Origin of the sequence: Micromonospora mangrovicola (assembly GCF_047200535.1) — a bacterium.
Classification (GTDB): Bacteria; Actinomycetota; Actinomycetes; order Mycobacteriales; family Micromonosporaceae; genus Micromonospora.
This window is the reverse complement of record NZ_JBJZOG010000266.1, coordinates 1-515: the sequence shown is the minus strand read 5'-3', so window position 1 is coordinate 515 and position 515 is coordinate 1. Positions and strand designations below refer to the sequence as shown.

1 pseudogene is annotated in these 515 nt (G+C 64.3%); it reads right to left on the bottom strand.

The features are described from left to right. A pseudogene (locus ACL02O_RS34405) lies at positions 1-192 on the bottom strand (GNAT family N-acetyltransferase); the annotation flags it as partial. Positions 193-515: the final 323 nt, after the last annotated feature.

The window sequence follows — 515 nt, the reverse complement described above, 5'->3', positions numbered from 1 at the left end:
GTCGAGCATCGCCATGACGTTGTACGAGCCGGGGATGGCCAGCCGACCGCGCCAACGCTCCTCACGGTCGCTCTCGCCCTGCCAATCCGCCAGCTGGGAACCGAACGCATACGCCGCCTCCGCCAGCGCAGCGAGCCGCAGTTCCCGCCACATCTTCCAATCGCCCTCGCTGAGCACACGCGTCTCGATCATGCCGGCAGCGTGCCGTAGGCGTGGGGAGCAGGCAACCCGGTATCCGATAACGCGGTGTGACGAACGCGCCCTATCAACCGTCGAACTGTCACCGATCAACCGGAACAGATAACGCATCAACTGGAGCCCGACATAGCCGGCAGCATGGTGTCCGGTCTCAGGACCTGCGTGGCATATGATCAGGACCTGGGTCACACTCCGCCCTCCGTAGCACCGGCCGACGCTTGGCCAAGGTCAAGGAGCTAATCTGATTCAGCGGCGACGGATGGAAGGAACTCATCGGGCTCGACTGTCGCCCGTCCGTGTAGCGCGGGTCGCTCGAT